Below are 23,657 nucleotides of genomic sequence, written 5' to 3' on the forward strand. Positions count from 1 at the left end.
CCCCCCGGAGCCCCGCCCATGCGACCCCGCACCATTGATGACGATGCGATCCTGCGGGCCGCCGTGCGCGTCATGGGGCGGGCCGGGCCCGCCAAGCTCACGCTGGCCGCCGTGGCGCGGGAGTGCGGGCTTGTGGCCGGGACGCTCGTGCAGCGGTTCGGGTCGAAGCGCGGGATGCTGCTCGCGCTCGCCGCGCACGGCGTGCGGGATCTGGGGGAGCTGAGCGCGCGGGTGCGGGCCGAGCACAGCTCGCCGCTCGACGCGCTGGCCGCGCTGATCACGGCCGCCTGGAGTCCGCTGGCCACTCCCACCGCCTACGCGAACCACTTGGCGTTCCTGTGCGCGGACCTCGCCGACGCCGAGTTCCACCGGCTCGCGCTCGACGCGCAGCGCGCGCAGCGCGCGGCCGTCGGTGAGCTGCTGGAGCTCGCCCACGCCGAGCTGCGCCCGGGGACCGACACGGGCGCGCTCGCCGACGCCGTGCAGGCGGCCGTCACCGGCGCCGGGCTGCTGTGGGCCGTCGACCGGGAGGGCGAACTGGCCGGGCGGCAGCGCGCGGCACTGGCGGCGGCCCTGGCTCCGTACCGACGACGTATGCACCCACCCACCCACCGAACCGGGGAGGACCCCTCATGAGCGACCCCACCAGCTACCGCATCGACCCCGCCGAACAGGCCGGGCAGGCCGATCCGGCCGGGCGCGCGGACCGGCCGTTCCGGACGGCCGTGACGATCGGGGTCAGCCTCGACGGGTTCATCGCGCGCCCGGACGGCGACATCGAGTGGCTCACGATGCGCGGCGCGCAGGCCGGGGAGACGGGCTACCTGGAGTTCATGGCCGGCATAGACACTCTGGCCCTGGGCCGCAACACCTACGAGAAGGTGCTGACCTTCGGCTTCTGGCCCTACGAGGGCAAGCGCGTCGCGGTCCTCAGCACGCGGCTGACGACGGACGACGCGCGCGTCACCGTCTACCGTTCGCTGCCGGAACTGCTGGCCGGGCTGACCGAACAGGGCGCGCGGAACGTCTACGTGGACGGCGGAAAGCTGATCCAGACCTTCCTGCGGGAAGGACTCCTGGACGAGCTGATCATCACCACCGCCCCGGTCCTGATCGGTGAGGGTCTCCCCCTCTTCGGTGCGCTGAAGAAGGACATCGACCTCCAGCTGACCGCCGCGAAGGTGCTGGACGCGGGGTTCATGCAGACGACGTACGCCGTGCTCTGACGGCGCCGGCCGCGCGCCGACCGGGCGCCCAGCTCCCCGACCGGGCGCGCCGCCCCCGAACAGGTGCGCCGCGCCCCGACGGCGTACGCGCGTGCGCCGCACTCAGAGGTACTCGCGCGCGAACTCCACGGCCCACTCCAGCGCGGCCACCGGAACGCTGCCGGACGACGGGTCGATCGACAGGCGCGCGGTCTGCCAGTCCTGGCCGTGTTCGCGGTGGACCGCGAAGCAGGTCGCGCCGCCCCCGGCCTCCGTGACGAGGAACTCGATCACCCGGTCGTCGCCGTCCACGCCGACGGCCGTGACCGACAGGCCGTCGACGGCGTACTCCACCGCTCTCACTCCGAACCCCACCCCTCTCCCAGCCGTTCGAACGCTCAGCCGTTCAGACATTCAGGTACCAGACCAGCAGCAGGGCGCAGAAGCCGAGCGCGCCCAGCGCGAGGACCGTGCCCGCCGCGACCACGATCGCGGTGCCGACGCGTTCCGTGCGCCTGCGGTACTCCGGCGGCTTCCATGTCGTCATGGGACAACCATCCGCCGAGCCGCCCGTACCCCGCATGAGTGCCCGTACTCAGCCGCCCTACTCAGCCGCCGCCCCCCTGCGCGCAGCTCACGTGATGCGGACCGCTCACCTCTACGCACCCCGGCGTGACGAGCGCAACACCCGCCCGCGCCCGCCGCGCCGACGCACCCATTCCGCAGGCCGGGGCACGGGCCCGCCCCCGTTTCCAAGGGCGGGGCGCGCCCGCACCCCGCCCCTCGCGCGAATCGGGGCAATTCACCCTTCCCCCTCCGGGCGGAATCCAGCGGCGCCGGGCGGCCGGGCCCCGTAAGCTCCCGCCATGCAGGTGATCCAGTCAACGAAACTCGCCAATGTCTGCTACGAGATCCGCGGCCCCGTCCTCGAGGAGGCCATGCGGCTCGAAGCGGCAGGTCATCGCATCCTCAAGCTCAACACGGGCAACCCGGCAGCGTTCGGCTTCGAGTGCCCGCCCGAGATCCTTGAGGACATCCTCCGCAACCTGGGCACCGCCCACGGCTACGGGGACGCGAAGGGGCTGCTGTCCGCGCGCCGCGCGGTGATGCAGCACTACCAGACCAAGGGCATCGACCTGGACGTCGAGGACGTCTACATCGGCAACGGGGTCTCCGAGCTGATCCAGATGTCGATGCAGGCGCTGCTGGACGACGGCGACGAGGTGCTCGTCCCGGCGCCCGACTATCCGCTGTGGACGGCTTCGGTCTCGCTGGCGGGCGGCACGGCCGTGCACTACCGGTGCGACGAGCAGGCCGACTGGATGCCGGACCTGGCCGACATCGAGCGGAAGGTCACGGACCGCACCCGCGCCATCGTGATCATCAACCCGAACAACCCGACCGGCGCGGTCTACGACGACGAGATGCTGCGCGGGCTGACGGACATCGCCCGCCGCCACAACCTCATCGTGTGCTCGGACGAGATCTACGACCGGATCCTCTACGACGGCGCCACGCACACGAACACCGCCGCCATCGCGCCGGACCTGCTGACCCTGACCTTCAACGGGCTCTCCAAGAACTACCGCGTCGCCGGCTACCGGTCCGGCTGGATGGCGGTCTGCGGACCCAAGAAGCACGCCTCGTCCTACATCGAGGGTCTGACGATCCTGGCGAACATGCGCCTGTGCGCGAACATGCCTTCGCAGCACGCCATCGCCACCGCGCTCGGCGGACGGCAATCGATCAATGACCTGGTCCTGCCCGGCGGCCGGATCCTGGAGCAGCGCGACACGGCGTACGACCTGCTGACGCAGATCCCCGGCATCACCTGCGTGAAGCCCAAGGGCGCGCTGTACCTCTTCCCGAAGCTGGACCCGTCCGTCTACAAGATCAAGGACGACCGGCAGATGGTCCTGGACCTGCTGCGGTCCGAGAAGATCATGGTCGTGCACGGTACGGGCTTCAACTGGCCCGAGCCCGACCACTTCCGGATCGTCACTCTGCCCAACTCCACGGACCTGGCGGACGCGGTGACGCGGATCGGGACCTTCCTGGACGGGTACAGCCAGCACTGACCGGCCGTAGCGGGCAGCTGCGACCAGATTCAGCTCAACTTTAGAACGAATCCAATGTAGGATGGTCTCCTGACCCAGCAGGAGGCCCCCTCATGTACGAGCCGATCCGCACCAAGTCGGTCCACCGCATGAGCGGAGGCCGCGCCGACCACTCGCACGACGAGCACGGCGAGCACGGCGATTTCCCGCACAGCAGCCGCGGCGAATCCCTGGACGCCCAGCTCGCCGGGCACCTGGCCGCCCTGCTCGCCGTCACCGACGAGCTGTGCCTCGACGAGGCGGCCGAGCGGATCTCGGGCGAGATCGCCCGGCTGCGCGGCCGGCTGCCCGTCCGGATCACGGGCCGCCCCATCACCGACGCGGCGCGCGGCATCCTGCACCAGCGCGCCCACGACCTCGCCGCCCGCGTGCTCCTCGTCGCCGCCTCGCGCGCCGACACCGCCGTGGCGATCCTCGCCGCCGAGCGCATGGACGCGCACTCCGCCGCCCTCTCCCCGGCCGGCGCCCTCTAGACGGCCCCGGTCCGGGGCCGCGGAGGCCTCGGACCGGGTGCCATACACCTTCCGGACCGCCACGCGCGTCCACCCCCGGACCGCCGCGCGCGTCCACCCCCGGACCGCCGCGTGCGCGTCCACCCCCGGACCGCCCTGCGCGTCCGCGCCGGATCGCCGTGCGCTCAGCCGTGGGCCCGTGCGCTCAGCCCGCGGCCGGGACGGAGCCGCCTACGGCGTGAAGCCCGTCGCCGGGACGGCCCCCGCCGCCGGGGTGAACTCCACCCCCGCCACCCCGCACCACGGCACCACTCCCGCGGGCCACGCCGGGCCGACCGCCTCGCCGTGCGCCACCGCGCCCGGCCGCGCTCCGGCCACCCTCACCAGCGACTGCACCGGGATGTCACCGCCCGCGGCGCCCGCGCCGCCCTGGCGGAACTCGACGGTCACGACGTAGAAGCCGGTGCGCGCGGCCCGGCTCACCGCCTCGACCTCGGCGAGGACCCGCCTGCTTGCCGGATCGATTCGGCACCCCGTCACCGCCACGTCCTCGGCCACCGGCCGCGCGGTCGGCGAACCCGCGGGCGCGGGCCCGCTGCTCGCCCACACGTACAGGCCGAAGGGGACGAAGACCAGTCCCGCCGCCACCATCACCAGCGCGGCCAGCCACCCGCTCACTTGCCTCATGGTCGCCTCATCCTTGCCTCATGCCACCGATGATTCACCGGCAGTCGAAGTGGGACCACCTGGTCACCCGACGTTCACCCGACTCAGCGCGGAATGTGGGTTTCCGCGAGCACGCTGCCCCTCGTGAGACGCATCTTCGGAATCGCCCTGGCGGCCCTCCTGATCGGCGGCGTGACAGCCGTCATCCTGTGGGGCCACGGAGACCCGGGCACAGACGGCACGGCAACGAAGACCGTGCGCGGAGTCATCGGTTCGGAGAAGGCCGACTTCTTCAACGACGCCGAGGTGGTGAAGGCCCTCGCGGCCAAGGGCTACACCGTGAGGACGGAGACGTCGGGCTCCTGGGCGATGGACAAACTACCCCTGGAGCAGTACGACTTCGCCTTCCCCAGCAGTACCGAGCCCGCCCATGAGATCGAGGCCAAGGCCAAGCTCCAGGGCGTGCAGAGCACCCGGCCCTTCTACTCGCCCCTGGTCGTCGTCGCCCGCGGCAACGCCGCCACGGTGCTCGCCGACGGCAAGCTCGCGACGATGACCGGCAAGCACACCGGCACCCTCCTCATGGGCCCCTACCTCAAGGCCGCCGGCGAGGACCGCACGTGGCAGCAGCTGCCCGGCGCCCAGGAGTACGCGGAGCTGACCGGCACGGTGTTCATCAGGACCACCGATCCGACGACGTCCAACTCCGGCGCCCTCTACCTGGCCGCCGCCTCCCATGTCGCCAACAACGGCACGGTGGTCTCCGACGACGCGGGCATCAGCCGCACGGCTCCGCTGCTGCGCAAGCTGATCGCCGTACAGGGCGCCCTCGCGCAGTCCACCGACGACCCCTTCCGGGCCTTCATCAGCGGCGCGGGCGATCCGCTCATCCTGGTGTACGAGTCCCAGGTGGCCGCGCTGCTGCTGCAGAAGCAGGATGCGGGCGACCTGACCGACATGGCGGTCCTCTACCCGGACACCACCGTCAACTCGGCGCACACCTTCGTGCCGCTGAACGACAAGGCCAAGGACCTCGGGGCGCTCCTCGCCACCGACCCGGCGCTGCGCGAGCTGGCCGTCAAGCACGGGATGCGCCCGCAGGACGGGCTGGCCGAGTTCACCGCCGCCACCGCCCCGCACACCGACTACCTCAACCAGAAGCTCACCGGAATCCGCCAGGTCAACACGCCCACCGTCAAGATCCTGACGACGCTCGCGGCGCGCGCCAAGGCGCAGGGGGACACACCATGACACTGACACCTCCCGAGGCCCCCGGCCCCGGGTGGCCACTTGGAACGCAGCCGCTCGGCGGACGCGCTCGAAGGGGGCGGGCGATGAGCCGCCGTACCGCACGGATCCGCAGACGCCTCGCGGCGGCCGTCGCGCTGACCGCCGCCCTGCTCGGCGCGGCCGCCTGCACCTCGGGCGGTTCCTCCGGCGGAACTTCGGGCGGGCCGGGCACGCCGAAGGCGGGCGCGTACCACCAGGGCGCGCTGCGGGTGCTGGCCTCCAGCGAGCTGGCCGACCTGAAGCCCGTACTGGACCAGGCGAAGAAGGCCACCGGGGTCACGGTCGAGCTGACCTGGTCGGGCACCCTGGACGCGGCCGAGCAGGTGGCTTCCGGGAAGGCGGACGGGAAGTACGAGGCCATCTGGCTGTCCTCCAACGACTACCTGCGGCTGCGGCCCGAGGCGGCCGGGAAGCTCAGTTCCGAGACCCCGGTGATGTCCTCGCCGGTGGCACTCGGGGTGCGGCCGCAGGCGTTGGCGCGGCTCGGCTGGAAGCCGGAGGAGGTCACCTGGTCGGCGGTGCACCAGGCCGTCGCCGCCGGACAGCTGTCGTACGGGATGACGGATCCCGTGCGGTCCAACTCCGGTTTCTCCGCGCTGGTCTCGGTGGCCTCGGGGCTCTCGGGCGCCCAGTCGGCGCTGACCGAGGCGGACGTGGCCAAGGCCGCCCCGCGGCTGAAGGAGTTCTTCACCGGGCAGAAGCTGACCTCAGGGTCCTCCGGCTGGCTGGCGAGCGCCTACACCCAGCGCGGCGACGTGGACGCGCTGGTCAACTACGAGTCGGTGCTGCTGTCCATGAACCGGGACAGCGGGACGAACCTGACGGTGATCCGCCCGCGTGACGGTGTGGTGACGGCCGCCTACCCGCTGACCCTGCTGACCTCGGCCCCGGCCGCGGCGCGCGAGTCGGGCCGGGCACTGACGGAGTACCTGCGGAGCGCCGGGGCGCAGAAGGCGATCACCGAGCAGACCTTCCGCCGCCCGGTGGCGCCGGGGGTCGCGCCCGCGCCGGGGCTGGCCACCGACAAGCGCCGCGAGCTGCCCTTCCCGGGCAGCCTGTCGGTCGCGGACGGGCTGCTCGCCTCGTACGAGAACGTGCTGCGCCGCCCCTCGCGGACGGTGTACGTACTGGACACCTCGGGTTCGATGCGCGAGGACAACCGGATCGGGCGGCTGAAGTCGGCGCTCACCGACCTGACGGGCACCGGGAGTTCGGGGACGGGCCGGCGGTTCCGGGACCGTGAGGAGGTGACCCTGCTGCCCTTCGGCGACAAGGTCAAGAAGGTACTGACGCACGTGGTGGACCCGGGCAGTCCGGGCAGCGCCCTGGACGCGATCCGCGGGGACGTGGAGTCCCTGGAGCCGGACGGGGGTACGGCGGTGTACGGCAGCCTGCAGGCGGCGTACCAGCACCTGGGCCAGGGCAACGCGGACGCCTTCACCTCGATCGTGCTGATGACGGACGGGGAGAGCGGGGACAGCGCGAAGGACTTCGAGTCCTTCTACGCGGGTCTGCCGGACGCGCGGAAGCACACGCCGGTCTTCGCGGTGCTCTTCGGGGACTCCTCCCGCAAGGAGCTGTCCCGGATCACCGAACTGACCGGCGGGCGGCTCTTCGACGCCACCGACACGGGGGTCCCCCCAGCGGCAGCTGGGGGCGGTTCGCTGGACGGCGCCTTCGAGGAGATCCGTGGCTACCAGTAGGGGCGGGGCGGGTGCCCGGGTCCTGGGCTACCTGGAGTCGCGGAAGAACCTGGCGGGCTGTGCGGGCGGGATGGCCGGGCTGGCCCTGACGGTGTCGGGGGTGGCGGGGACGTTCTGGCCGGTGGTGGTGGCGGGGCTGTACGGCGCGGGCGCGCTGATCGCCCCGCCCGAGGTGCCGGTGGTTCCGCCGGTGCCGGAGCCCGCCGAGGAACTGGGCGCGCTGCGCGAGGACTTCGGGCGACTGCGGCGGTACCTGGCGGAGGTGGACCTGCCGCCCGCCGCGGGGGGCAGGCTCACCGAGCTGGTGGAGCTGTACGGGGCGATGCTCGATCCGGGCTGGGTGGCGGACGTACTGGCGGCCGAGGCGAACACGGTGCTCGCCCTGTCGCGGGGGATCCGGCAGGACGTACCGGAGTGCGTGGACACCTACAACCGGACCCGCTGGTGGACCCGGATGGCGCCGGGCGGCGAGTCGCCGGAGCGGCACCTGGAGCGGCAGCTCTCCGCGCTGTACGACGAGGCGGAACGCTTGACGGCGGGCCTCCGGGAATCGGAGGCCCGCCGACAGCAGACGCACACGACCTATTTGGAAGGTCGCGGGGAGTCCTAGGCCGGGACATCCCGCGTCGGTCCCCGGCCGGGGACAGCCGGCCGCGGTTCAGTCGGCCGCGGATCGCGCGGCCGGGTTCGGGGGAGGCCGCGGGTCACGCGGCCGGTGGGCTCAGCCCAGGCGCTCGACGAGCGCGTGGTACTGGTCCCACAGTTCCTTCGGCGTGTGGTCGCCGTAGGTGTTGAGGTGCTCGGGGACCAGGGCGGCCTCCTCGCGCCAGATCTCCTTGTCGACCGTGAGGAGGTAGTCGAGGTCCTCGGCGGGGATGTCGAGGCCGTCGGTGTCGAGGGAGGCCACGGTCGGCAGGATGCCGATGGGGGTCTCGACGCCCTCGGCGGTGCCGTCGAGGCGCTCGACGATCCACTTCAGGACGCGGCTGTTCTCGCCGAAGCCGGGCCACACGAACTTGCCCGCGTCGTTCTTGCGGAACCAGTTCACGTAGTAGATCTTCGGGAGCTTGGCCTGGTCCTTGTCGGAGCCGACCTTGACCCAGTGGCCCATGTAGTCGCCCATGTTGTAGCCGCAGAACGGCAGCATGGCGAAGGGGTCGCGGCGCAGCTCGCCGACCTTGCCCTCGGCGGCGGCGGTCTTCTCGGAGGCGATGTTCGAGCCGATGAAGACGCCGTGGTTCCAGTCGAAGGACTCGGTGACCAGCGGCACGGCGGAGGCGCGGCGGCCACCGAAGAGGATCGCGGAGATCGGGACGCCCTTGGGGTCCTCCCACTCGGGGGCGATCGTCGGGCACTGCGAGGCCGGGACGGCGAAGCGGGCGTTGGGGTGGGCCGCCGGGGTGCCGGACTCCGGCGTCCAGGCGTTGCCCTTCCAGTCGATGAGGTGCGCGGGCGCCTCTTCGGTCATGCCCTCCCACCACACGTCGGAGCCGTCCGGGGTGAGCGCGACGTTGGTGAAGACGGTGTTGGCGTACATCGTCTTCATGGCGTTGGCGTTGGTGTGCTCACCGGTGCCGGGGGCGACACCGAAGAAGCCGGCCTCGGGGTTGATCGCGTACAGGCGGCCGTCCTCGCCGAAGCGCATCCAGGCGATGTCGTCGCCGACCGTCTCGACGGTCCAGCCCGTGATCGTGGGCTCCAGCATGGCGAGGTTGGTCTTGCCGCAGGCGCTCGGGAACGCGGCGGCGATGTACTTCGCCTCACCCTGCGGCGGGGTGAGCTTGAGGATCAGCATGTGCTCGGCGAGCCAGCCCTCGTCGCGGGCCATGACGGACGCGATGCGCAGGGCGTAGCACTTCTTGCCGAGGAGGGCGTTGCCGCCGTAGCCGGATCCGTAGGACCAGATCTCGCGGCTCTCGGGGAAGTGCGAGATGTACTTGGTGGTGTTGCAGGGCCACGGGACGTCGGCCTGGCCTTCGGCGAGCGGGGCGCCGAGGGTGTGGACGGCCTTGACGAAGAAGCCGTCGGTGCCGAGTTCGTCGAGGACGGGCTGTCCCATGCGGGTCATGGTGCGCATGGCGACGGCGACGTAGGCGGAGTCGGTGATCTCGACGCCGATCGCGGACAGCTCGGAGCCGAGGGGGCCCATGCAGAAGGGGACGACGTACATCGTCCGGCCCTTCATGGAGCCGCGGAAGATCCCCTTCTCCCCGGCGAAGACCTCCTTCATTTCCGAAGGAGCCTTCCAGTGGTTCGTGGGGCCCGCGTCCTCGGCCTTCTCGGAGCAGATGAAGGTCCGGTCCTCGACGCGCGCGACGTCGGAGGGGTCGGAGGCGGCGTAGTACGAGTTCGGGCGCTTGGCCGGGTCGAGCTTCTTGAACGTGCCCTTGGCGACGAGCTCCTCGCACAGGCGCTCGTACTCGGCCTCGGAGCCGTCGCACCAGACGATCCGGTCGGGCTCGGTGATCGCCGCGATCTCGTCGACCCAGGTGATCAGTTCGGTGTGATCGGTGGGGACGGTCGTCGGGTGGGAAGTGGGAGCCGCGATGTCGCGCGCCACGATTGCTCCTTGTTGAGGGGTTTGTTTGGTGTTTGCCCCGTGGGGGCTGCGACCCGGATGCTTCGCGCTCCGCTCATCCGGTGCCGACCGCACTCATCTGATCATCCGGTGGATGTGCGCATATGTCCAGGGGGCCTCTCACGTGAGCATCGCCACGTGCGTCAATCTTCCGTAAAGCGCAAAATCGAAACCTACGGAACCGTAGGTAGCATGAGTGCCATGACTTCTGACGCTGTTGCCGCCCTGGCCGAACCCGAGGCCAAGCCGCTGATGCGCGGCTGGCTGCACACCGGGATGTTCCCCGCCGTAGTGGTCGCGGGGCTGGCGCTGATGACGTTCACCGATTCGACCCGCGCCCGGGTGGCCTGCGGGGTGTACGTCCTCACGGCCTGCCTGCTCTTCGGGGTCAGCGCGGTCTACCACCGGGGCACCTGGGGTCCGCGGGGCGAAGCCATCCTGCGCCGCCTCGACCACGCCAACATTTTTCTGATCATCGCAGGGACGTATACCCCGCTGACGGTGCTTCTCCTCCCGGCCTCCTCCGGACGGACCCTCCTGTGGGCCGTATGGATCGCCGCCGCCGCCGGGATCGCCTTCCGCGTCTTCTGGGTCGGCGCCCCCCGCTGGCTCTACACGCCCTGCTACATCGCCATGGGCTGGGCCGCCGTCTTCTTCCTCCCCGACTTCATGCGGTCGGGCGGGATCGCGGTCCTGGTGCTGGTGATCGTCGGCGGCCTCCTCTACAGCGTGGGAGGGGTCATCTACGGCATGAAGCGGCCCAACCCCTCCCCCCGCTTCTTCGGCTTCCACGAGGTGTTCCACTCACTGACGCTGGCCGCCTTCGTCACCCACTTCGTGGGCATCGCGCTGGCAGCCGCGCAGTACGCGTAAGCACACGTCAGTAGGCGTAAGCACACGCCAGTACGCCCGGACAGGCCCGGCGCGGCGCGGATCAGGCCGGGTACTCCGCGCCCAACTGGTCCGCCAGCTCGGCCGGGTCCGTCGTGGGGCGCGCGCAGACGAAGTGCCTGCACACGTACGCCGACGGCAGGTCGTCCACGAGCACCCGGTCCGCCAGCAGCGGGAACTCCCCGCCGCTGCCGTCCGCCGTGCGCGGCAGACCCGCCGCCACCACCGCGCCGGGAGCCGTCCCCAGCAGCGCCGTCCGGTGCAGCGCCGCCGTCGCCGGGTCCTGCGGATGTCCTACGACGGCCACCTCGCGCGGACCGTCCAGCAGGGCCTCGACCACCGCCAGCCCCTGCCCGATGAAGCGCGGGGCGCGCGGACCCAGCGCGCCCACCACCCCCAGCGCCCGTTCGGCGGCCGTCCGGTGGGCGCTCGACCCGGTGTGCGCGGCGTACGAGAGCAGCGCCCCGGCGGCCGCCGTCCAGCCCGAGGGCGCGGCGGTGTCCGTCGGGTCCTGCGGGCGCCGGATCAGCTGCTCGGCGTCGTGCGCGGTGTCGTACAGGGAGCCGTCCTCGGCGGTGAACCGGTCCAGGATCAGGTCCGTGAGGAACCCGGCGAACTCCAGCCAGACCCCCTCGCCCGTCACCGCCGCCAGCGCCAGGAAGCCCTCGGCGACGTCGCCGTAGTCCTCCAGTACGCCCGCGTTCACCCCGACCTTGCCGTCCCTGCTGGTCCGGGCGAGGCGGGCGCGGCCGTCCATGTGCACGCGCACGAGCAGGTCGGCGGCCTCCGTGGCCCGCTCGACGAGGTCGGGCCGGTCGAAGTAGGCGCCGCACTCGGCGAGGGCGGCGACGGCCAGCCCGTTCCAGGCGGCCACGATCTTGTCGTCCCGGCCGGGCGCGGGGCGCTCCGCGCGGGCGGCGAGCAGCCGCGCCTTGATGCCGCCGAAGCGCTCCGGATCCACGTCGGGTCCGTCGGCGGACAGTTGGAGCACCGACGTCCCGTGCTCGAAGGTCCCCTCCCCGGTCACCCCGAAGAGGGCGGCCGCCAACTCGCCGTCGGCCTCGCCCAGTACCTCGGTCAGCTGGGCGGGGGTCCAGGCGTAGTAGGCGCCCTCGACGTGCTTGCCGGTGGCCGGGTCCTCGCTGTCCGCGTCGAGGGCGGAGGCGAAGCCGCCCTCGCGGGTACGCAGCTCCCGGACCATGAAGTCGGCGGTCTCCAGGGCGACCCGGCGGGCCAGGTCCGAGCCGGTGGAGCGCCACAGGTGCGCGTACGCCCGGCACAGCAGGGCGTTGTCGTAGAGCATCTTCTCGAAGTGCGGGACCACCCACTCCCGGTCCACGGAGTAGCGGGCGAAGCCGCCGCCGAGCTGGTCGTAGATCCCGCCCCGGGCCATCGCCTCGCAGGTCTCCCCGGCCATCTGGAGCGCGCCCTCGGCTCCGGTGCGGGCGTGGTGGCGCAGCAGGAACTCGACGACCATGGACGGCGGGAACTTCGGCGCCCCGCCGAAGCCGCCGTGCACGGAGTCGTACTCCCGGGTCAGCCCGAGCAGGGCCTGCGCGGGCACCTCGGCGCCGGGCAGCCCGGCCTTGCCGTAGTCCAGCTGACGCCCGGCGAGGTCCCCGACGATCCGCCGCGCGACCTCGGCGACCTCCTCGGGCCGCCCGACCCAGGCGGTCCGCACCCCTTCGAGCACCTGCATGAAGGAGGGCATCCCGTGCCGGGGCTCGGGCGGGAAGTACGTCCCGAAGTAGAAGGGCGCGGCGTCGGCGCCGAGGAACACGGTCATGGGCCAGCCGCCCTGACCGGTGGCGGCCTGGACGGCCTCCATGTAGACGGCGTCGATGTCGGGTCGCTCTTCGCGGTCGACCTTGATGTTGACGAAGTGTTCGTTCATGTAGGCGGCGGTCAGTTCGTCCTCGAAGGACTCGTGCGCCATGACGTGGCACCAATGACACGCAGAGTATCCGACCGACAGCAGAACGGGTACATCGCGCCGTTTCGCTTCCTCGAACGCCTCGGGTCCCCACGGCCACCAGTCGACCGGATTGTCAGCGTGCTGAAGCAGATAAGGCGAGGTCACGCCAGCCAACCGGTTCATGCGACCCAGCCTCTCACAACGCCTGGCACGACCGGCGAAACCCTCACGGACCTGCCTCGTTTGGCCGAATTGCACTTATGAGCCATCACATGGTGGGCGGCTCCTTGCCCTCAGAGCCGGGGTCGAACTTCTCCCGGCGTTCCTCCGAGTCGGGCAGCCCGGCACCTCGGAACAGTAGGCTGGGCGCAGCAGTGCCGGACCTGCCGAGGCTCCTCGAAGGAGGTACACCGTGACCGCCGAGATGGTGGCGCCCGCGTGGATGCATACGCAGATCAGTGCGGAACAGTACGACTCCTGGTCCGAGGAGCAGTGCGCCGGCATCGAGATCGTGGACGGGATGGTGGCCGTGAGCCCGAGCGCCTCCAAACGGCACAACCGGCTGGCGCGAGTCCTGGCCAATGCCCTGGACGCCGCCGCGGGCCCGGACTGGAACGCAGACACGGACTTCGACGTTCGCCTGCAGGACGTTCCGCTCACCAACCGGCGTCCGGACGTCATCGTCTATCGGGCGGAGACCATCGACCTCACGCCCACCCGCCCCGAGCACGTACTCCTGGTCGTCGAGGTCGTATCGCCCGGTTCGGAGACCACTGACCGGATCGTGAAGGTGGACCAGTACGCCAAGGCCGGCATCCCCTTCTACTGGCGGGTTGAGCAGGCCGCCACCGGTGTCCCGATCGTCTACACCTACATTCTCGATCCCGCCACCAAGGCTTACAGGGACGGCGAGATGTTCACCGGCACGGTGAAGGCCACCGCGCCTTTCTCCATCACGGTCGATCTCGGGGTCATGTAAGGACGAAGAGGTCTCGCTTTCGACATCTGACCGATAGCGCTCGGATAGTCGTTGTTCGCGGGCAATCGACACTCCCCACCTTCGGGCCGGATGCACCACCCTGCGGATGTCATGCCAGCCCGTAAGTGATCGTTCAGCTGTGCCCGGGTCAGGAACTGATCAAGGTCACGTTGACGGAAGATCGCACCAACCGGGGCAGCTACCTACGAAACCGGCCCAGATCTCGGCATCTGGTTGCGGTTCATCGACGCGAACGGGCTACGACTGCCCCGCTTTCCCATCGATTCCACTGGCGCGCCCGTCGCGAGCTGGAACGTGGCACTGCGGGCAGGTACGAGTTGACATGTTCGACCACCAGCTGACCGTCCGTCTGCATGTCCTCTTGGTGGAGCGGGGCGAAGATCCCTTCCGGGGCATGCTCGCGCTGCCCGGAGGATTCCTGAGCCACGATGGCGAGGAGATCCTGGACGCCGCCCACCGCGAACTGCGTGAGGAAACGGCCCTGACCTCCGGCTGGGTGCACCTTGAGCAGCTGGCCGTGTACGGCAGCTCGGGCCGCGACCCGCGGGGCCGAGTCGTCTCCGTAGCTCACCTGGCGATCGCACCGGGGCTGCCCGACCCTGTCGCGGGGACGGATGCCACCGACGCCGCGTGGATTCCCGCAGAAGCAGTCCTGTCCGGAGAGGCCGCCCTCGCCTTCGACCACCGTCGAATCGCCGCGGACGGGATCGAACGCGCGCGCACCAAGATCGAATTCTCGGCACTGGCCACTGCGTTCTGCGGGGAGAGCTTCACCATCGCAGAGCTGCAGCAGGTGTACGAGACCCTCTGGGGCACCCCTCTCGACACCCGCAATTTCTATCGGAAGGTCCAAGCCGCGAAGGGATTCATCGTTCCCGCCGGGACGGACCGCAGGACCACGGGAGGACGGCCCGCACGGCTGTACCGGGCCGGTCCGAACACCGTGCTGTTCCCACCACTGATCCGACCCGCGCCATCTGCGGCGTCCGACTCCGGCTCGGGCAGTTCGTCCAGGTCAAGGGTCTAGGTCCGTCCGTCGGCCAGTTTGTCGGGCAGCTTGGCCGAGCCGTACTTGCACGTGTGGGCCGCGATGCAGCGGGAGCCGGTGGGCTGGGTGTGGGCGACAACCTCCCCGGCGCACGGGTCCACCACCGCCGTAGCGGCCGTACTTCGGAGTGCAGTCGTCCTAGTCCTTGCGCGCAGGAGACCAACACCGCCTCGGCGATCCGCAGCACGTCCTCAAAGCCATAGAGTTTGCCCTGCCGCTGGGCGTCCTCCCGCATCGGACACTCCCGCGTGCAGCGGGCTGACCAGGGCTCTGGAGAACGTCGACGTACCGGTCGGGTGCCACTCGATCGAATCGGCCCGTTGATCTTCAACCCGGGCGGACGTGCTCAGGCTCAGGGCGCCGCCTTGTGCGAGTTCACTGGCACCAGTGGCAGGAGCTGTAACCAACACTCAGCAGCACCGGCACCCCCCGCTCACGCGCCTCCGCGAAGGCCTCCGGCGACCAGGGCCACCAGTCGACCGGGTTGTCGGCGTGCTGGAGGAGGTAGGGCGAGGTCTCGTTCGCGAGGCGGTTCGACATGCCGCCCGTCCTGCCGCACCGGCCTCCCGCCGCCACGTGACGGGGCCATCAGGCCTCCGGTTCAGCGCCCCGGATGCGGTCGGCCCCTTTCCAGAAGCGTCCCCGGTCGAGGTCTGCGAGCAGTCGCTCGAAGGCGGGCCGGCCCCGGTCGTCCTTGGCAGTCGGTTACGCGTGGCCCGTCATCCCCTGAGCAGCGGGGCCAGGTCGGCCAGCCAGCCGGTGCGGGTGGCGGTCCAGGTGGCCGCGCAGTCGGGGAAGCGGGGGGCCAGGTCGGGGTGGTGGGCCGGGGCGGCGCCGTAGAGGTGGCACAGGTGGGTGGCCGCGCGGACCGCGTCGGGGGCGTGTTCGTCCTGGTCGTCGCCGTGCGGGCCGGTGGCGGAGGCCGCGGCGAGTTCGTACTCCCGGGCCGCCAGGCGCAGGGCCCGTTCGCCGGGTTCGCCTTGGCGCAGCAGCATGACGGCGGCGAAGCGGTCGGCCGCGTCCTCCTCGTCCCGGCCATCGGTCGGCAGGTCCAGGGCGTCGACCAGGGCGTGGCCCGCCTCGTGGAAGACGGTCTCGGTCCAGACCGCCGTCACCGCCTCGTCGGCGGGCCGCTCACCGGCCCGTTCGAAGAGGGCCCGGTCGTCGACGGCGTCGTCGTAACACAGCTCCACGCGCCGCGTTCCGGGGTCGTAGCCGGAGCCCTCGCCCGCGCAGGACCTGGCGACGACGCTCACCTCGTGGGGCAGGTCGAGGAACTCGTTGAGGCGTGCGGCGGCGGCCTCGGCCGCTCCGGCGGCGCGCAGCCGGGCCGCCTCGGCGCGGTCCGGGGCGGCGGGCGGCGCGTAGCGGACGGTGAAGCCTGTGCGGGCGGGCGGGGCAGGTGGTGACGCGGTGCAGGCGGTTTGCGCCGTCAGTGCGCACAGCAGTCCCGCCGTCGCCGCCGCTGTGCTCACCCGTCGCCCCATGGGGGTGATTGTCGGTCATCGATGGGTTCGAATGCGTGTCAATTGGGTTGCGGTGGGCGCCCGTTAGCTCTGAACTCGCTCAGATCTGCTCGCGCTCCCGCCCGCCACCAAGGACACTTGGGGCTCGTACCGGGCTCTTCGGAGGAGGATGCGGATGCGGGTCAGCCATCGCAATGAGGCCGAGCGTCTGCTGGAGCGGGCCGTCGACGAGGAGCTGTTGCGGTCCCCGGCGGCCGGGGACAAGGCGGCGCTGCTCGCGCGGGGGCGGGAGGCGCTCGACGCGCTGGGCGCCAGTGCCGCCGAGGAGTACGAGGCGTACGTACGGGCCCTGGACGAGGCGGCGGCCGGGGAGTACTCGCTGCGCGAGGCGTTCCGGCGGCAGAGCACCTCGACGGCGATGCTGGCCAGCGCGGTGGCGGCGGTGGCCGCGTTCGGGATGGATCTGGCGCTCGACGCCGCTCCCGCGACGGCGGTGGCCGCCGGGGCGGCGGCGATGGTGGCGGGCGGCCTGGCCACCGTCGCGAAGGTGACCGGCACCCATCTGCCCGCCGCGAGCAGGCGGGCGGGCGCGCTGGGCCAGCCGGGCGGGCCCGAGCAGCTGAAGCTCCAGTGGCTGTCGGCGCTGGAAGTGCGCGGCATCCGGCCCTTCCTGGCGCGGCAGCGCCAGGCGACGACGCCGCCCCGCGCCCAACGCCCTACCCGGGGTCCGCAGTTGCGCGGCGGGGATCGCAGCGCGGAGGCGCGCCGCCGCAGCATGCTGGAGCAGTCCTTCGGCCAGCTCCCCGAGCCCGCGGGCCCCTTCGCGGGCCGCCGTACGGAGATCGCGCAGATCGCGCAGTGGGTGCAGGCGGCCCGGGCGAGCACGGAGACCCGCCCGGTGGTGGTCGTCCTGCACGGCGAGCCGGGCGTGGGCCGCACGGCGCTCGCGGTGCGGGCGGCCCACCAGCTGCGGGACCAGTTCCGGGGCGCGTGCGTGGTGGCGCTCAGCGGGAGCGGGGAGGCGCCGCTGCCCACCCGGGAGGCGTTGCTGCACCTGCTGAACCGGCTCGGCGCGCCCCGTGAGCAGCTGCTGTTCCGGGAGCGGTCCTCGGCGGACCAGCAGGTGCGCAGGCTGGCGGAGCTGTACCACCAGCACCTGCACGGGATGCCGGTGACGGTGGTGCTGGACGACGCGGTGGACGCGGCGCAGGTGCGGACCCTGGTGCCGGAGCGGTCGGAGAGCCTGGTGCTGGTGACGGCGCGCCAGGCGCTGGAGCTGCCCGCCGACACCCCGGCGTGGGTGCACCACCTGGCGGTGGAGCGGCTGGGGGCGGCGGAGTCCGCGGAGCTGGTGCGGACGGGCGCGGAGGCGGCGGGCACGGGCCCGTACCAGCCCGAGGTGACGGCGGGGCTGCTGGCGCTGGGCGCGGGGCTGCCGCTGGCGCTGCGGGTGCTGGCTCCGCTGGGTGGCGTACGCGCGGGTGAAGGGGGCCTGCTGGAGCGGGCGTTGGAGCTGGCGTACGTACGGCTTCCGGAGGACCGGCGGCGGCTGCTGCGGCGCCTCGCGCTGGCGGGCCGGTCCTCGCTGGGCGCGGCCGCGGCGGCGGCACTGATCGACGCCGACCAGGCGGAGGCGGTGCGGCTGCTGCGGGAGCTGGCGAAGGCGGGGCTGGTGGACCACGTGCGCGGGGAGCGGTACCGGATGCACGACGCGGTCCGCGCGTTCGCGGCGGCGCGGCTGGCGGCGGACGAGGAGCGGGCGTCGGCGACGGCGGCGCATGAGCGGCTGATCCGCAACTACGCGCAGCTCGCGGACTCGGTGATCCGGATGGTCGACGGGAAGATGTCGACGCGGGCGAACCACTTCGGCGGGCACGGTTTCGCCTCGCTGGACGCGGCGCTGAACTGGCTGGAGGAGGAGTCGAGCTTCATCACGGCGGCGCTGCGGCAGTCGGAGGGCGTCGACCAGCAGGCCGTGCTGGACCTGCTGGGCGCGCTGTGCGACTTCTGCCTGCTGCGCGGGGACCTCTACCGGCTGGGCGAGATCAACGAGCTGGCGCAGGCGGTGGACCAGGGCCTGCTGGTGCGGTCGGTGCAGTGGCGTACGGGGATCGCGGCGCGCCAGCTCGGTGAACTGGACAAGGCGCGCACGACGCTGACGTCGGTGGTGGACCAGTACATGGAGGCGCACCAGGAGGCGGGGGCGGCGATGGCGCTGGTCTCGCTCGGGATCACCCTGCACCACCAGGGGAACCTGCCGGAGGCGGCGGCCCGGATCCGGGAGGCGATCGCGCTGCAGGAGCCGCCGGAGCTGGCGGGCGACCGGGCGTGGGCGCTGCACGCGCTGGCGGCGGTGGAGCGGGACCGGGCGCGCCTCGCGGAGGCGCTGACGCTGCTGGAGCGGTCGCTGGTGCTGCACCGGGAGAGCGAGAGCGTGCACGGCGAGGCGTGGGCGCACTTCCAGCTGGGGCAGGTGTGCCTGCGGATGGACGACGTACCGCGCGCGGAGGCCGAGCTGCGGCTGGCGCTGGAGCTGTACGGGCGTACGCACGACGGCCGCGGTGAGGCCTGGGCGCTGACGCAGCTGGGGCGGGCCCGGGTGGTGGACGGCGATCCGGAGTCCGCGGTCGGTCAGCTGCGGGAGGCGCTGGAGCGCCACCGGGAGGCGGAGGACGCGCGGGGGGAGGCGTGGACGCTGTACTACCTCGGGCAGGCGCTGGAGGAGGGCGGGCAGCGGGACCCGGCGGTGCGGGAGCTGGAGCGGGCGCGGGCGATGTTCTCGCGGATGCGGGACGTGTACGGGCTGGCGTGCGCCCGGCACCATTCGGGGCGGGTGACCCGGGACCAGCGGGCCGCGCAGACCGGCAACCTGCGCAATTCGGGCTTCGCCCGGCAGCTGCTGGTGGACGCGCGGGCCGATTTCCGGCGGATCGGGCTGGCCCACGGGGAGGGCTGGACCTGCCTGGAACTGGCGGTGGTGGACGCGGGCAACGGCCGTCTCGGGCAGGCGGTGGGGCTGTGCGAGGAGGCGGAGCGGCTGTTCGCCTCGTACGGGGACCTGCGCGGCGAGGACTGGGCGCGCTTCCTGCGCTGCACGATGCTGCCGTACGCCGCTCCGGGCGCCGAGTCCCTCGCGGCGGCGCGCGCCGAGCTGGCGGCCCTGGCGGCGTCCCCGCACCCGGCGCGGGACGGGAAGCTGGAGGACTGCCTGGATCCGTACGGGGTGATCCTGTCCCGGGGCGTGGATCCGGCGGAGGGCTGGCAGGCCTGGCGCCTGGCGATGGTCCCGGACCGGCACTCGCGGGAGATCATGGGCGTCCCGGTGACGGCCCCGTCGGCTTAGCGGCCGCGCGGGCGCGAAAGGCCGGGATCAGGCGCGGCCGGGCGGAATCGGGCGCGACCAGGCGGGGACCCGGCATGATCGCCGCGCGCTCACGGCGCGCGCGGGACCCGCCGCCCGGCCCTCGTACCAGGGGCGTGGGCGGCGGGTTCTCCGTACGTGCGCGGAGTGCCTAGGAGGCGGCCCGCGGAGCCTCGGGGGCTCCGGAACCGGTGCCGGTGCCGCTGCCGCTGCCGGCCGCGGCGGCCGGATCCGGGGCTTCCTCGAAGGTGACCCGGCCCATGTGGCGGCTCATCGACTTCATCAGGCCCCACACGCCGATGGCGAGGGCCGCGAACACGATGAAGCCGAGGAGGCCGGGGGTCACCTTGTTCTTGTCGAAGGTGTCACCCGCCAGCGGAAGGAGCTGGGTCAGTGCTGCCTGCGTAGCGCTCATAGCTACACATTCTCGCGGATGCCCGCGAAGAGGTCGGACTCGGGGAGGGACGTGTCGACGAGCGACTTCGCCAGCTCGTACTCCTCCGTCGGCCAGACCTCCTTCTGGATCTCCATGGGCACGCGGAACCAGCCGCCGTCGGGGTCGATCTGCGTGGCGTGCGCGATGAGCGCCTTGTCACGGATCTCGAAGAACTCCGCGCACGGCACGTGCGTGGTCAGGTTCCGCTCGGTGCGCTCGAACTCTTTCCAGCGCTCCAGCCATTCCCCGTAGGGGGACTCCATGCCGCGCGAGAGCAGCGCCTCGTGCAGGGCGACGGTGCGCGGCTTGTTGAAGCCCTGGTTGTAGTAGAGCTTGAGCGGCTGGTACGCCGGGCCGAACGCGGCCTCGGGGTACTTCTCGGTGTCGGCCGCGCCCTCGAACGCCACCATGGAGATCTGGTGGGTCATGATGTGGTCGGGGTGCGGGTAGCCGCCGTTCTCGTCGTAGGTGGTGATGACCTGCGGCCGGAAGCTGCGGATCTGCTTCACCAGCGCGCCGGCGGCCTCGTCCACGTCCGCGAGCGCGAAGCAGCCCTCGGGCAGCGGCGGCAGCGGGTCTCCCTCGGGCAGGCCGGAGTCGATGTAACCGAGCCACTGCTGCTCGATGCCGAGGATCTCGCGGGCCTCGTCCATCTCCTTGGCGCGCACCTCGTGGATGTGCTCCTCGATGTACTTGTCGCCCTGGAGCTTGGGGTTCAGGACTGAGCCTCGCTCGCCCCCGGTGCAGGTGACGACCAGCACGGGCACCCCCTCGGACACGTACTTGGCCATGGTGGCCGCGCCCTTGCTCGACTCGTCGTCGGGGTGCGCGTGGACGGCCATCAGTCGAAGCTGCTCGGTCAAGACAGGATCCTCTTTGGGTCGGGCGTGGCCTTCTATAGTGACTCCTCCCCCTCAGCAAGCGTCCTGCGAGGGGTATTCCTGGCTCACGCTGCCCGGCGGACCGGCGGTCCGTCGGGTCTGGCGCGATCGGCGCCAGCCGGGTCGAGACCAGCCCGGACGAGCATCACGCGCGCGGAGTCCCGGTCCCTCGGGGAGACCGCTCCGCGGGCGCCGCAGGTGTACGTGCGCTCCGGCAACGGTAGTGCGTGTCGGCTCCCGCTCCGCACTGTCCGCAGTCCACGGCGGGGTACGCGGCGGGGTACGCGGGACGCGCCGGTCGGACCGTCCGCCCGTGCTCGCACGCCGTGTTGATCAGTCGCGAGGGGCGACGGCGGGGGCCGGGCGGACGTCGGGCGGAGGTCTTCCACCGCGATCCGGGGGGCGCCGGCCGTTTCTCGTTCGGCCCACCGGGCCGCCCCGGGGAGCCGTCGTGCGGGAACCCCGATTCCGCTCCCGCCTGGAGGGCGTGGGATCCTCCAGGGGTCAGGCGACCCCATCGCGGACCGGAAGGTTCCGGCCCCTCCGGAGAGGAACGATCATGAGCGCGGTGCGCGAGGGACTGCCCGAGGGCCGATACGGCCGGTCGGCGGACGAGCGTACGGACCGGAAGCTCAAGATCCTGGGTTCCGTGCTGGGGGTCGCACTGCTGGGCGTGGTCGGCTGGATCGGCTGGGACTACGTCGGCGGCCAGAGCGTCAGCGCGGAGATCATCAAGTTCCAGGTGGTCTCGGACACCGAGGTCAAGGTGCACCTGGAGGTCCGCAAGGACGCCGGGGTGACGGGCGTGTGCACGCTCAGCTCGCAGGACACGGCGCACGGCGAGGTCGGGCGGGCGGACTACACCTTCGACCAGGCGCAGGGCCGGATCGACCAGGTGGTCTCGCTGAAGACCACCGGCCGAGCCACGATGATCGAGCTGGTCGGCTGCCAGCCCGCGTCGGGCGCCACCCGCTAGCGCCGTGACAGGGAAGGTGCACCGGGTCGCGGCCACAGCACTAGCAGGGGCGCGCGGGACGCCGTACGGGTGATCATGACCGGGCCGGGGCACTGTGGTGACGGGCCCTGACACACTTCACACGCTTGGTGTCCTCCCCCTTTTCTTCCCGAATTGTTAGGCTCGTGGTTTCGCCCATCGCTGGCGGATCTGTTGTCCCCCTGTACCGACGAGGAGCACCTGTGACCCAGACGAGCGAGAGCGTCACCTGGCTGACCCAGGCGGCGTACGACCAGCTGAAGGCCGAGCTGGACTACCTCTCTGGTCCCGCACGCACGGAGATCGCGGTCAAGATCGCAGCCGCCCGCGAAGAGGGCGACCTGCGCGAGAACGGCGGTTACCACGCGGCCAAGGAGGAGCAGGGCAAGATGGAGCTGCGCGTCCGTCAGCTGACGCAGCTCCTGGAGAAGGCCAAGGTCGGCACCGCGCCCGCGTCCGACGGCGTGGTCGCGCCCGGCACCCTGGTGACGATCGCGTTCGATGGCGACGAGGACGACACGCTGGAGTTCCTGCTGGCCTCCCGTGAGTACGCCTCCTCGGACTTCGAGACCTACTCGCCGCAGTCCCCGCTGGGGTCCGGCGTGATGGACCGCGCGGTCGGCGAGGACGCCGAGTACGAGCTGCCGAACGGCAAGAAGGCCAAGGTCAAGATCCTGGCCGTGACGCCGTTCAACGGCTGAGCCGCGGACGCGCATCGCGGAAGGGCCCTCGCCGGACGTCCGGCGGGGGCTCTTCCATATGCGCGTCCGCGGGAGGCTGCGGCAGCAGCGGCAGCGGTCCTACGCGGTCGCCGAGCGGTACTTTCGGACCGCCAGGGTCCGGAACACCACGATGATCACGACCGACCAGAGGATCGACGCGATGACGGGGTGCTGCATGGGCCAGGCGCCCGGGGCCTCGTAGCCGGGCGGCAGGTTGCCGAACAGCTGGCGGGCCGCCTGGACGGTCGCGCTGAAGGGGTTCCACTCCGCGATGTGCCGCAGGAACGCCGGCATGTTGGTGGAGGGTACGAACGCGTTGGAGATGAAGGTCAGCGGGAAGAGCCAGATCAGCCCGCCCGAGGTGGCCGCCTCCGGGGTCCGCACCGAGAGCCCGATCAGCGCCCCGATCCAGGAGAACGCGTACCCGAGCAGGAGCAGCAGGGCGAAGCCCGCCAGTACCTTGCCGAGGTTCTCGTGGGTGCGCCAGCCGACGATCAGCGCGACGGCCGCCAGGACCACGATGGTGAGCGCCGTCTGGACGAGGTCGGCCAGGGTGCGCCCGGTCAGGACCGCGCCGCGTGCCATGGGCAGGGAGCGGAAGCGGTCGATGAGGCCCTTGTGCATGTCGTCGGCGATGCCCGCGCCCGCACCGGCGGTGGCGAAAGTGACGGTCTGCGCGAAGATGCCCGCCATCAGGAACTCGCGGTAGGCGGCGGGCGAGGTGTTGCCGCCGACGCTGATCGAGCCGCCGAAGACGTAGCTGAACAGCACGACGAACATGACCGGCTGGATGACGCCGAAGATGATCATCTCGGGGATGCGGGACATGCGGATGAGGTTCCGCTTGGCGATCACGAGCGAGTCGTTGACGGACTGGACGACGCCGCCGCGCGGGCGCGGGGCGGCCAGCTCGGGGGTCCGGGAGGTGATGC

Annotated in this window: 23 protein-coding genes and 1 pseudogene; 13 read left to right on the plus strand and 11 right to left on the minus strand. The window is 71.7% G+C overall.

The genetic code is table 11. The annotated features are described in order from the left end of the window. Together QMF80_RS34765 and QMF80_RS34770 are read left to right on the plus strand one after the other, a co-directional pair. The coding region (locus QMF80_RS34765; protein WP_349372272.1) for a TetR/AcrR family transcriptional regulator at window positions 1-636 on the plus strand (636 nt) is incomplete at its 5' end. Next, window positions 633-1,226, plus strand: coding sequence for a dihydrofolate reductase family protein (locus tag QMF80_RS34770; RefSeq protein WP_283460859.1), 594 nt, complete (start codon window positions 633-635; stop codon window positions 1,224-1,226). The genes QMF80_RS34765 and QMF80_RS34770, both read left to right, overlap by 4 nt. 102 nt (window positions 1,227-1,328) lie before the next feature. On the opposite strand, the gene QMF80_RS34775 is transcribed toward QMF80_RS34770, so the two are convergent. Next, complete coding sequence (locus tag QMF80_RS34775; protein WP_283460862.1) at window positions 1,329-1,559, minus strand: hypothetical protein; 231 nt, start codon at window positions 1,557-1,559, stop codon at window positions 1,329-1,331. Window positions 1,560-1,611: 52 nt separating this feature from the next. Further along, complete coding sequence (locus tag QMF80_RS34780) at window positions 1,612-1,752, minus strand: hypothetical protein (protein ID WP_283460864.1); 141 nt, start codon at window positions 1,750-1,752, stop codon at window positions 1,612-1,614. A 319-nt stretch (window positions 1,753-2,071) separates the two neighbouring features. On the opposite strand from QMF80_RS34780, the gene QMF80_RS34785 reads away from it, so the two are divergent. Together QMF80_RS34785 and QMF80_RS34790 are read left to right on the plus strand one after the other, a co-directional pair. Then, the gene (locus tag QMF80_RS34785; RefSeq protein WP_283460866.1) at window positions 2,072-3,283 is read left to right on the plus strand and encodes a pyridoxal phosphate-dependent aminotransferase; all 1,212 of its coding nucleotides are present in this window, start codon (window positions 2,072-2,074) and stop codon (window positions 3,281-3,283) included. A 92-nt stretch (window positions 3,284-3,375) separates the two neighbouring features. Then, window positions 3,376-3,795 carry an SCO4983 family protein gene (locus QMF80_RS34790; protein ID WP_283460868.1) on the plus strand — a complete coding sequence of 140 codons (420 nt, stop codon included), beginning with the start codon at window positions 3,376-3,378 and terminating at the stop codon, window positions 3,793-3,795. 210 nt (window positions 3,796-4,005) lie between these two features. Here the strand turns inward: QMF80_RS34790 and QMF80_RS34795 are convergent, their stop codons facing one another. Next, window positions 4,006-4,461 carry a hypothetical protein gene (locus QMF80_RS34795; RefSeq protein WP_283460870.1) on the minus strand — a complete coding sequence of 152 codons (456 nt, stop codon included), beginning with the start codon at window positions 4,459-4,461 and terminating at the stop codon, window positions 4,006-4,008. A 123-nt stretch (window positions 4,462-4,584) separates the two neighbouring features. On the opposite strand from QMF80_RS34795, the gene QMF80_RS34800 reads away from it, so the two are divergent. From QMF80_RS34800 to QMF80_RS34810, 3 genes are all read left to right on the plus strand, one after another. Next, window positions 4,585-5,691: a substrate-binding domain-containing protein gene (locus tag QMF80_RS34800; protein WP_283460873.1), complete on the plus strand. Its 1,107-nt coding sequence runs from the start codon at window positions 4,585-4,587 to the stop codon at window positions 5,689-5,691. Window positions 5,692-5,774: 83 nt separating this feature from the next. Further along, window positions 5,775-7,433, plus strand: a complete 1,659-nt coding sequence (locus tag QMF80_RS34805) for a substrate-binding and vWA domain-containing protein (RefSeq protein ID WP_283460875.1) — start codon at window positions 5,775-5,777, stop codon at window positions 7,431-7,433. Continuing rightward, window positions 7,420-8,043, plus strand: coding sequence for a hypothetical protein (locus QMF80_RS34810; RefSeq protein WP_283460877.1), 624 nt, complete (start codon window positions 7,420-7,422; stop codon window positions 8,041-8,043). Before QMF80_RS34805 ends, QMF80_RS34810 begins: the two co-directional genes overlap by 14 nt. Window positions 8,044-8,154: 111 nt before the next feature. On the opposite strand, the gene QMF80_RS34815 is transcribed toward QMF80_RS34810, so the two are convergent. Next, window positions 8,155-9,993, minus strand: coding sequence for a phosphoenolpyruvate carboxykinase (GTP) (locus QMF80_RS34815; protein WP_283460879.1), 1,839 nt, complete (start codon window positions 9,991-9,993; stop codon window positions 8,155-8,157). 210 nt (window positions 9,994-10,203) lie between these two features. On the opposite strand from QMF80_RS34815, the gene trhA reads away from it, so the two are divergent. Next, window positions 10,204-10,884, plus strand: a complete 681-nt coding sequence (gene trhA / locus QMF80_RS34820) for a PAQR family membrane homeostasis protein TrhA (protein WP_283460881.1) — start codon at window positions 10,204-10,206, stop codon at window positions 10,882-10,884. Window positions 10,885-10,945: 61 nt separating this feature from the next. Here trhA and QMF80_RS34825 read toward each other — a convergent pair whose 3' ends face one another. Next, window positions 10,946-13,000 (minus strand): thioredoxin domain-containing protein, encoded by a 2,055-nt coding sequence (locus QMF80_RS34825; RefSeq protein WP_283460883.1) that lies wholly within the window; start codon window positions 12,998-13,000, stop codon window positions 10,946-10,948. Window positions 13,001-13,229: 229 nt separating this feature from the next. On the opposite strand from QMF80_RS34825, the gene QMF80_RS34830 reads away from it, so the two are divergent. Next, window positions 13,230-13,796 carry a Uma2 family endonuclease gene (locus tag QMF80_RS34830; RefSeq protein WP_283460885.1) on the plus strand — a complete coding sequence of 189 codons (567 nt, stop codon included), beginning with the start codon at window positions 13,230-13,232 and terminating at the stop codon, window positions 13,794-13,796. 343 nt (window positions 13,797-14,139) lie between these two features. Continuing rightward, window positions 14,140-14,844, plus strand: a complete 705-nt coding sequence (locus tag QMF80_RS34835; RefSeq protein WP_283460887.1) for an NUDIX hydrolase — start codon at window positions 14,140-14,142, stop codon at window positions 14,842-14,844. On the opposite strand, the gene QMF80_RS34840 is transcribed toward QMF80_RS34835, so the two are convergent. The 3 genes and pseudogenes from QMF80_RS34840 to QMF80_RS34850 all read right to left on the minus strand — a co-directional run bounded on the left by QMF80_RS34840 (window position 14,841) and on the right by QMF80_RS34850 (window position 16,340). After that, the gene (locus QMF80_RS34840; protein ID WP_283460889.1) at window positions 14,841-14,969 is read right to left on the minus strand and encodes a hypothetical protein; all 129 of its coding nucleotides are present in this window, start codon (window positions 14,967-14,969) and stop codon (window positions 14,841-14,843) included. The two genes, QMF80_RS34835 and QMF80_RS34840, sit on opposite strands and share 4 nt — an antisense overlap. A 277-nt stretch (window positions 14,970-15,246) precedes the next feature. Beyond that, a pseudogene (locus tag QMF80_RS34845) lies at window positions 15,247-15,405 on the minus strand (DUF255 domain-containing protein); the annotation flags it as partial. Between the two features lie 179 nt (window positions 15,406-15,584). After that, window positions 15,585-16,340, minus strand: a complete 756-nt coding sequence (locus QMF80_RS34850; protein WP_283460890.1) for a DUF4344 domain-containing metallopeptidase — start codon at window positions 16,338-16,340, stop codon at window positions 15,585-15,587. Between the two features lie 166 nt (window positions 16,341-16,506). Here QMF80_RS34850 and QMF80_RS34855 point away from each other — a divergent pair, with 166 nt between their 5' ends. Beyond that, window positions 16,507-19,674 carry a tetratricopeptide repeat protein gene (locus QMF80_RS34855; protein WP_283460893.1) on the plus strand — a complete coding sequence of 1,056 codons (3,168 nt, stop codon included), beginning with the start codon at window positions 16,507-16,509 and terminating at the stop codon, window positions 19,672-19,674. Window positions 19,675-19,843: 169 nt separating this feature from the next. On the opposite strand, the gene QMF80_RS34860 is transcribed toward QMF80_RS34855, so the two are convergent. Together QMF80_RS34860 and mca are read right to left on the minus strand one after the other, a co-directional pair. Beyond that, window positions 19,844-20,107 carry a hypothetical protein gene (locus QMF80_RS34860; protein ID WP_283460895.1) on the minus strand — a complete coding sequence of 88 codons (264 nt, stop codon included), beginning with the start codon at window positions 20,105-20,107 and terminating at the stop codon, window positions 19,844-19,846. 2 nt (window positions 20,108-20,109) lie between these two features. Continuing rightward, window positions 20,110-20,991, minus strand: a complete 882-nt coding sequence (mca, locus tag QMF80_RS34865) for a mycothiol conjugate amidase Mca (protein ID WP_283460897.1) — start codon at window positions 20,989-20,991, stop codon at window positions 20,110-20,112. A gap of 577 nt (window positions 20,992-21,568) precedes the next feature. Here mca and QMF80_RS34875 point away from each other — a divergent pair. Together QMF80_RS34875 and greA are read left to right on the plus strand one after the other, a co-directional pair. Then, window positions 21,569-21,985 (plus strand): DUF4307 domain-containing protein, encoded by a 417-nt coding sequence (locus QMF80_RS34875; RefSeq protein WP_283460898.1) that lies wholly within the window; start codon window positions 21,569-21,571, stop codon window positions 21,983-21,985. A gap of 221 nt (window positions 21,986-22,206) precedes the next feature. After that, window positions 22,207-22,704, plus strand: coding sequence for a transcription elongation factor GreA (greA, locus tag QMF80_RS34880; protein WP_283460900.1), 498 nt, complete (start codon window positions 22,207-22,209; stop codon window positions 22,702-22,704). 99 nt (window positions 22,705-22,803) lie between these two features. Here greA and QMF80_RS34885 read toward each other — a convergent pair whose 3' ends face one another. Beyond that, on the minus strand, window positions 22,804-23,655 hold the full coding sequence (locus QMF80_RS34885; RefSeq protein ID WP_502962982.1) for an ABC transporter permease: 852 nt from the start codon (window positions 23,653-23,655) through the stop codon (window positions 22,804-22,806). Window positions 23,656-23,657: the final 2 nt, after the last annotated feature.

Source organism: Streptomyces sp. G-G2, from assembly GCF_030063135.1.
Lineage (GTDB): Bacteria > Actinomycetota > Actinomycetes > Streptomycetales > Streptomycetaceae > Streptomyces.

Excerpts from the sequence above, each read along its gene's own strand:
- QMF80_RS34855 (WP_283460893.1), top strand. The coding sequence starts at position 16,507 with ATGCGGGTCAGCCATCGCAATGAGGCCGAGCGTCTGCTGGAGCGGGCC.
- QMF80_RS34780 (WP_283460864.1), bottom strand. The coding sequence starts at position 1,752 with ATGACGACATGGAAGCCGCCGGAGTACCGCAGGCGCACGGAACGCGTC.
- QMF80_RS34770 (WP_283460859.1), top strand. The coding sequence starts at position 633 with ATGAGCGACCCCACCAGCTACCGCATCGACCCCGCCGAACAGGCCGGG.
- QMF80_RS34860 (WP_283460895.1), bottom strand. The coding sequence starts at position 20,107 with ATGAGCGCTACGCAGGCAGCACTGACCCAGCTCCTTCCGCTGGCGGGT.
- QMF80_RS34785 (WP_283460866.1), top strand. The coding sequence starts at position 2,072 with ATGCAGGTGATCCAGTCAACGAAACTCGCCAATGTCTGCTACGAGATC.
- QMF80_RS34790 (WP_283460868.1), top strand. The coding sequence starts at position 3,376 with ATGTACGAGCCGATCCGCACCAAGTCGGTCCACCGCATGAGCGGAGGC.
- QMF80_RS34825 (WP_283460883.1), bottom strand. The coding sequence starts at position 13,000 with ATGAACCGGTTGGCTGGCGTGACCTCGCCTTATCTGCTTCAGCACGCT.
- QMF80_RS34795 (WP_283460870.1), bottom strand. The coding sequence starts at position 4,461 with ATGAGGCAAGTGAGCGGGTGGCTGGCCGCGCTGGTGATGGTGGCGGCG.
- QMF80_RS34875 (WP_283460898.1), top strand. The coding sequence starts at position 21,569 with ATGAGCGCGGTGCGCGAGGGACTGCCCGAGGGCCGATACGGCCGGTCG.
- QMF80_RS34805 (WP_283460875.1), top strand. The coding sequence starts at position 5,775 with ATGAGCCGCCGTACCGCACGGATCCGCAGACGCCTCGCGGCGGCCGTC.
- QMF80_RS34835 (WP_283460887.1), top strand. The coding sequence starts at position 14,140 with ATGTTCGACCACCAGCTGACCGTCCGTCTGCATGTCCTCTTGGTGGAG.
- trhA (WP_283460881.1), top strand. The coding sequence starts at position 10,204 with ATGAGTGCCATGACTTCTGACGCTGTTGCCGCCCTGGCCGAACCCGAG.